We start from the raw sequence: 5,890 nt of genomic DNA on the forward strand, positions 1-5,890 counted from the left end.
GCGGGGCCGGGGACGGTGCATTGACGGACATGGCGGAGGTACTCCTCGCGGTGTCGATGCGTGCTCGATGAGGACCGACTGCCGGTCGGTCGCGGTCAGATCGTGTTGCGGTACGGCGGCATGAAGCGCATCCGCGGCATCTGGTCGGCCAGCACTCCCCCGTCGACGACGATGCGTGCCCCGGTGAGGTACGCCCCGGCGTCCGAGGCGAGCAGCAGCAGTGCGCCCACGCATTCGTCGGGCTGTGCGTACCGGCCGAGCGGGATGCGCTCGCGGTACGCGGATTCGAAGGCCTCCCGGTCGAAGGGGAATTCGCCGTCGATGGGCGTCTCGACCATGCCGGGGGCGAGGGTGTTGGCGGTGATGCCGTGCGGGGCGAGTTCGACCGCCAGGGTCTCGGTGAGCAGTTGCGCGGCGGCCTTGGAGGCGTTGTAGTGGGCCAGGCCCGCCTCCGCCACCAGGGCGTTCTTCGAGGTGATGGTGATGATGCGGCCGGCGACGGAGTCCGCCGTCATGTGCTCGGCGACGCGCTGGCTGAGGAAGAAGACGGCGTCGACGTTGACCCGCATGATGTGCGACCAGCTCGCCGGGGTGATCTCGTTGAAGCGTTCCAGCGCCGCCGTTCCCGCGTTGTTGACCAGGATGTGCAGCGGTCCGGCCTCTGCGCGCACGGTGTCGACGAAGCCGGGCAGCGCCTCGATGTCCGCGAGGTCCTGTCCGTAGGTGCGGACCCGGCGGCCGAGCGCCGCGATCGCCGCGGCGGTCTCGGCGACGCCGTCGGCACCGGGCAGGTCGACGAGGACCAGGTCGGCGCCGGCCTCGGCGAGCCCGACGGCGAAGGACCGGCCGAGGCCGCGGGCGGCTCCGGTCACGACCGCGGTGCGGCCGGTCAGGTCGAAGCGGTCGGTTCCGCGGGGCGGGACGGCTGCGGTCATGGCGGGGGTTCCTCCAGACGGAGAGGTACGGAGAAGGGTGCGGCGGGTCCGGCCCTGATCCGCCGAAGGGGTCCGGGCCGCCGCGCAGGGACACTGGGTGGGAGCGCGGCGGCCCGGCTGCCGACCGGCGTCAGGGGCGGCCCGGGCGCGGGCCGGCAGGTTCGCGGGGAACGGCGGGGTCAGCCGTTCAGGCCCAGCAGGTCCAGCGACGGCCGGTGGATGATCTCCTCCACCGCGTCCACGTCGAGCGGCGGCAGTCCGGGAATGCCGGGGATGCGGGCGATCTCCCGCAGCCCCTTCACCGAGTCGTCGACCGTCGTGAACGGGTAGTCGCTGCCGAACATCAGCTTGTCGAAGACCCCGTAGTCCTGGACGAGCCGGAGGCTGTGCCAGAGCTGGAAGGGCCGGTAGTGCAGGGCGCTGATGTCCGCGTACACATGCGGGTGTTTGCGGATGACCGCGATGCACTCGCCCTCGAACGGGTGGCCGAGGTGGGCGAGGACCATCCGCAGTTCGGGGTGGCGGATGGCGACCGCGTCCAGGTGGCGGGGCATCGCCCACTCCAGGGGTGCCTTCGACACGAAGGTCGTACCGGTGTGCACCAGCAGCGGGAGGCCGTGCCGTTCCGCGTACGCGTACAGCTCGTCGTACTCCTCGGCGGCCGGGTCGAAGCCCGCGTACATCGGCATCAGCTTGATGCCGCGCAGGCCCAGTTCCTGGTGGCCGTAGCGGAGTTCGTCCTGCCAGCCGGGCTGGGTGGGGTCGAGGGAGAGGTAGCCGATCAGCCGGTCGGGGTGCTGTCCGGCGTACGAGGCGACGGCCGCGTCGTCGACCCAGAGACCGCTGCGCCGCGCCTTTCCCCCGACGACGATCGTGCGGGTGCCCTCGGGGGCCGTGGCGGCGTACTCCTCCCACTTCACCGTGAGATCGACCTCGCCCGCGTGGGCGCGGGCGGAGTCGGACTTGAACGGGTCGGTGAAGTCGTGGCTGTGCCGGAAGAGATGCGAGTGGACGTCGACGATCATGTCCGGTTCCGCTTCTCCCAGCCGTCCGCGAACATGTTCCAGAAGCGGTGGCTGGGCGGGTGTTCCTCGAAGACCTCGTCGACGAGTTCGACACCGAGTCCCGGGGCGGTCGGCAGGCCGATGCGGCCGTCGACGATCGGGAGGGTGCCCTTGAGGGCGTCGAAGACGTAGTCCTCCAGGAGCCCGTCGAAGGTTTCGAGGATCTTGAAGTTGGGGATTCCGAGCGTCGCGTGCACCGAGACGGTGGTGCAGAGCGGCGAGTTGGAGTTGTGCGGGGCCACGAGCATGCCGTGGGTATCGGCGATCGCGGCGAGCTTCCTGACCTCGGTGAAGCCGCCGGCCATGGAGAGGTCGGGCTGGATGATGTCGACCGCGTTGGTGGCGAAGAGCTGCTTGTACTCGTAGCGGTTGTGGAAGTGCTCGCCGCCGGAGATGGGGAACGCGGCGCGCTGCCGCAGTTCCGCGTAGCGCTCGATGTGGGTCCAGGGCATCGGCTCCTCGAACCAGCCGATGTCGAACGGCTCCAGCTCCCGCACCAGGCGGGCGGCGGTCGGCATGGCAAACCGGGCGTGCCCCTCGATGAACAGGTCGACGTCCGGTCCGATGGCTTCGCGGACGGCGGCCACCAGGTCGACGGAGCGGCGCAGTTCGGCGCGCTCCAGCTCGTGCAGGCCGGGGCCGAAGGGGTCGAACTTGAGGGCGGTGAAGCCCTTCGCCACGGTCTCCTTCGCCTTGGCCGCGAAGGTCTCGGGCTCGCGTTCGCCGGTGTACCAGCCGTTGGCGTACACCCGTACGTCGTCCCGGCAGGCGCCGCCGGTCAGCCGGTAGGCGGGGACGCCGAGCGCCTTGCCCATCAGGTCGTACATCGCCTGGTCGAGGCCGGACAAAGCGATGCCGCCCATGTCGCCGCCGCGCAGGAAGTCGCCCTGGTAGACGCGGAGCCAGAGCTCCTCGATGTCGAAGGGGTCGGCGCCGATGAGATGGCGCCGCGCCAGTGCCTCGGTGAGCGCGCAGACCTCGCGGACCCGGTAGGGATGGGTGATCTCGCCGATGCCGGACAGGCCCTCGTCGGTGTGTACCCGGACATAGCCGAAGTCGCGCCAGGAGGTGCCGAGCATCAGGGTCTCGACCCGGGTGATCCGTCCGGCGGGGCCCGCGGGTCGGGTGCGGTTGACGGTGAGCATCAGCGGGTCGCTCCGCCCATGGTGGAGGTGTTCTCCAGGTCGCGCGCGCCGCCGTCGGCGAGAACGGCCTTGACCGCGGCCTCGGTGCCCTCGATCAGACGGTCCACGTCGGCGTCGGTGTGGGCGTAGCTGATGTGGCTGCGCTTGAGGTTGAGCGGCAGCTCGAAAAGCCCGTGGTCGAGGAGCCTCCGGCGGTAGCCGACGAACAGCGAGGCGTCGTTGTTCAGCAGGTCCGCGTAGGTACGGGGGGGCTCGCCCGGCATGAAGTAGCTGACGAAGACGGAGCCGTAGCCGGTGACGACGGCGGGGACGCCGAGGCGCTCGTACAGTCCGGTCAGTTCGGTACGGACTCGGTCGCCGAGCCGGAAGACGTGCTCGTGGACCGGCTCCTCGCGGAGCTTGCGCAGGGTGGCGAGGGCGGCGGCGACGACGGACGGGTGGCCGTTGTACGTACCGGCGAAGAAGGCGGGGGCGCCGGGGCGGGTGGAGAAGAGGTCCATCAGGTCGGCGCGGCCGCCGATCGCGCCGACGGGAGCGCCGTTGGCGATGGCCTTGCCGAGGGTGGTGAGGTCGGGGGTGACGCCGGAGATCTTCTGCCAGCCGCCGATGTCGTGGCGGAAGCCGGTGATGACCTCGTCGAAGATCAGCACGCTGCCGGCCTTCGTGGTCTCCTCGCGCAGCGTGGTGAGGAACTCCTGGTACGGCAGGAGCGCGCCGACGTTGTGCGGGACGGGCTCGACGATCACGGCCGCGATGTCGGAGCCGTGCTCGGCGAAGGCGCGACGCACGGCCTCGCTGTCGTTGAACGGCAGGACGAGGGTGGCTTCGAGGACTTCGGGCAGGATGCCGGTCGAGATCGGGTCGTGGGCGCCGACCTTTTCCGGGGCGGAGATGACGTTGAGGCTGACCGCGTCGTGCCAGCCGTGGTAGCAGCCCTGGAACTTGACGACCAGGCGGCGGCCGGTGGCGGCCCGGGAGACGCGCAGCGCGTGGAACGTGGCCTCGCTGCCGGTGCTGGTGAGCAGCACCTTCTCGATCGACGGGATCAGCTCGGTGAGCTGTTCGGCGAGGAGGACCTCGCCCTCCGTGACGCCGACGCCCATGTGGCCGAGAGTGGCGCCGACCTCGGCGGTGGCGCGGGCCACGTCGGGGTCGTTGTGACCGAGCAGCGGCGGGCCGAACGCCGAGTGGAAGTCGGTGTACTCGCGTCCGTCGGCGGTACGGAACCGTGCGCCGTCGGTCCCGGTGACGACCAGGTCGGTCAGTCCGGGAACGCTGCGCTGACCGCTGTTCACGCCGCCGGGTACGACCTGGCGGGCGCGCTCGGCGAGTCGGGCTCCGGATTCGTTGCCTACCGGGCCTGAACTCATATCGCTTGCTCCTTGCGTCGAGAGTCGTCGGTTTTCGCAGGCCCTGCCCGGCCTGTGAGTCCCTGGCGCCATCCGCCCGGCAGTCGCCGCAGGAAGAGGGTGATCCGTGGTGCGTGGGTGGTGCGTTTTCACGTTTTCTGAACGCTGTTCTGTAGAGCAGAACAGTTCTGGATGTTACGTGTGGCACCTGGACCGGTCAACCCCCTTTGCGGCTCGGTAAACCCGATTTCCAGGCATTCTTCACGGAGAAAGCGCCTCCCGGCCCCCGAAGGCACTACGCTGTTCTGCTATGACGAACAGCGCTGCCGCAGAAGAACCGAAGTACTGGGTCAAGAGCGTGGCCAGGGCAGCGGACATCCTCGAAGCGCTCGCCGCCCCCGCACAGGGGAACGGCCTGAGCGTCACGGAAGTCGGCCAGGCCTGCTCCATCTCCAAGAGCGCCGCCTTCGGCATGCTCCAGACCCTGCGCGCCTACGGCCTCGTCTCCGACGACGGCGAGGGCATGAACCGCCGCTACCGGCTCGGTATGAGCCTGGCCCGGCTCGGCGACCGGGCCCGCTCCCAGGTGTCCCTGCGCGGGGTCGCACACCCCGTCCTGAGCGAGCTCACCCGGACCACCGGCATGGCGTCCAGGCTCGCCGTGCCCGAGGACGGCCATGCGGTCGTCGTGGACCAGGTCGAGCTCGACCAGCGCGTCCGGCTCGATCTGCGGATGGGCCAGCGCGAGCTGCCGCACTGCACGGGCCTGGGCAAGGCGCTGCTCTCCGCGATGCCGCAGAGCGAGGCCGCCGCGGTCGTCGAACGGTTCGGACTGCCCCGGCGCACGTCCCGCACGATCACCGACCCGGCCACCTTCCTGTCGCATCTGCGCGACATCGCCCGGGTCGGCTACGCCCTGGACGACGAGGAGGACGCCGAGGGCATCATCTGCATCGGCGCGCCGGTCTTCGACGACCGTTCCGCGTGCGCGGGGGCCGTCTCCATCACCGGCCTCAAGCTCGGTCTGCCGGCCTGGCGCTACCAGGAGCTGGGCGGCCAGGTACGGGACGCGGCACGACGGATCAGCGTCTCGCTGGGCTGGGTCGACGACGCGGAGCACGGCACAACCGACGCCGACCCGTCGCATTCCGACGGATTCAGGTCTTGACCGATCGGCGTATCCCGCCGTAGGTTCCCTGCCAACCCCGGTGACACTCACCCGTCACCAGCGATTTACCCCTTCCGGCCTGCTTCCGACGCCTGCCCACCGCGTCGTGAACATCTGACGACCGGACTCTTTTCAGCCATCCGCCCATGGCAGTCCATCGCAGGAACGCTCCCTCATTCTCGGCACTTCTCGGAAGGCGAAGTCCGCATGAGCGTTCCGCACCACCCCA

Annotated in this window: 5 protein-coding genes; 1 reads left to right on the forward strand and 4 read right to left on the reverse strand. The window is 70.0% G+C overall.

What is annotated here, in order from left to right; all coding sequences use genetic code 11:
* Positions 1-95: 95 nt before the first annotated feature.
* The 4 genes from ACZ7L9_RS37890 to ACZ7L9_RS37905 form a co-directional block, all read right to left on the reverse strand.
* On the reverse strand, positions 96-935 hold the full coding sequence (locus tag ACZ7L9_RS37890) for an SDR family NAD(P)-dependent oxidoreductase (protein WP_471422067.1): 840 nt from the start codon (positions 933-935) through the stop codon (positions 96-98).
* A 179-nt stretch (positions 936-1,114) separates the two neighbouring features.
* Positions 1,115-1,960: an amidohydrolase family protein gene (locus ACZ7L9_RS37895; RefSeq protein ID WP_471422068.1), complete on the reverse strand. Its 846-nt coding sequence runs from the start codon at positions 1,958-1,960 to the stop codon at positions 1,115-1,117.
* Complete coding sequence (locus tag ACZ7L9_RS37900; RefSeq protein WP_471422069.1) at positions 1,957-3,144, reverse strand: mandelate racemase/muconate lactonizing enzyme family protein; 1,188 nt, start codon at positions 3,142-3,144, stop codon at positions 1,957-1,959. The genes ACZ7L9_RS37895 and ACZ7L9_RS37900 overlap by 4 nt, the downstream gene beginning before the upstream one ends.
* Positions 3,144-4,514, reverse strand: a complete 1,371-nt coding sequence (locus ACZ7L9_RS37905) for an aspartate aminotransferase family protein (RefSeq protein ID WP_471422070.1) — start codon at positions 4,512-4,514, stop codon at positions 3,144-3,146. The genes ACZ7L9_RS37900 and ACZ7L9_RS37905 overlap by 1 nt, the downstream gene beginning before the upstream one ends.
* Before the next feature lie 289 nt (positions 4,515-4,803).
* Here ACZ7L9_RS37905 and ACZ7L9_RS37910 point away from each other — a divergent pair, with 289 nt between their 5' ends.
* Positions 4,804-5,661, forward strand: a complete 858-nt coding sequence (locus tag ACZ7L9_RS37910; protein WP_471422071.1) for an IclR family transcriptional regulator — start codon at positions 4,804-4,806, stop codon at positions 5,659-5,661.
* Positions 5,662-5,890 lie beyond the last annotated feature (229 nt).

The organism is Streptomyces sp. NPDC111516, assembly GCF_055635345.1.

What these genes read in the sequence shown, in the direction of transcription:
- ACZ7L9_RS37900 (WP_471422069.1), bottom strand. Translation starts at nt 3,144, where the DNA reads ATGCTCACCGTCAACCGCACCCGACCCGCGGGCCCCGCCGGACGGATC.
- ACZ7L9_RS37895 (WP_471422068.1), bottom strand. Translation starts at nt 1,960, where the DNA reads ATGATCGTCGACGTCCACTCGCATCTCTTCCGGCACAGCCACGACTTC.
- ACZ7L9_RS37890 (WP_471422067.1), bottom strand. Translation starts at nt 935, where the DNA reads ATGACCGCAGCCGTCCCGCCCCGCGGAACCGACCGCTTCGACCTGACC.
- ACZ7L9_RS37905 (WP_471422070.1), bottom strand. Translation starts at nt 4,514, where the DNA reads ATGAGTTCAGGCCCGGTAGGCAACGAATCCGGAGCCCGACTCGCCGAG.
- ACZ7L9_RS37910 (WP_471422071.1), top strand. Translation starts at nt 4,804, where the DNA reads ATGACGAACAGCGCTGCCGCAGAAGAACCGAAGTACTGGGTCAAGAGC.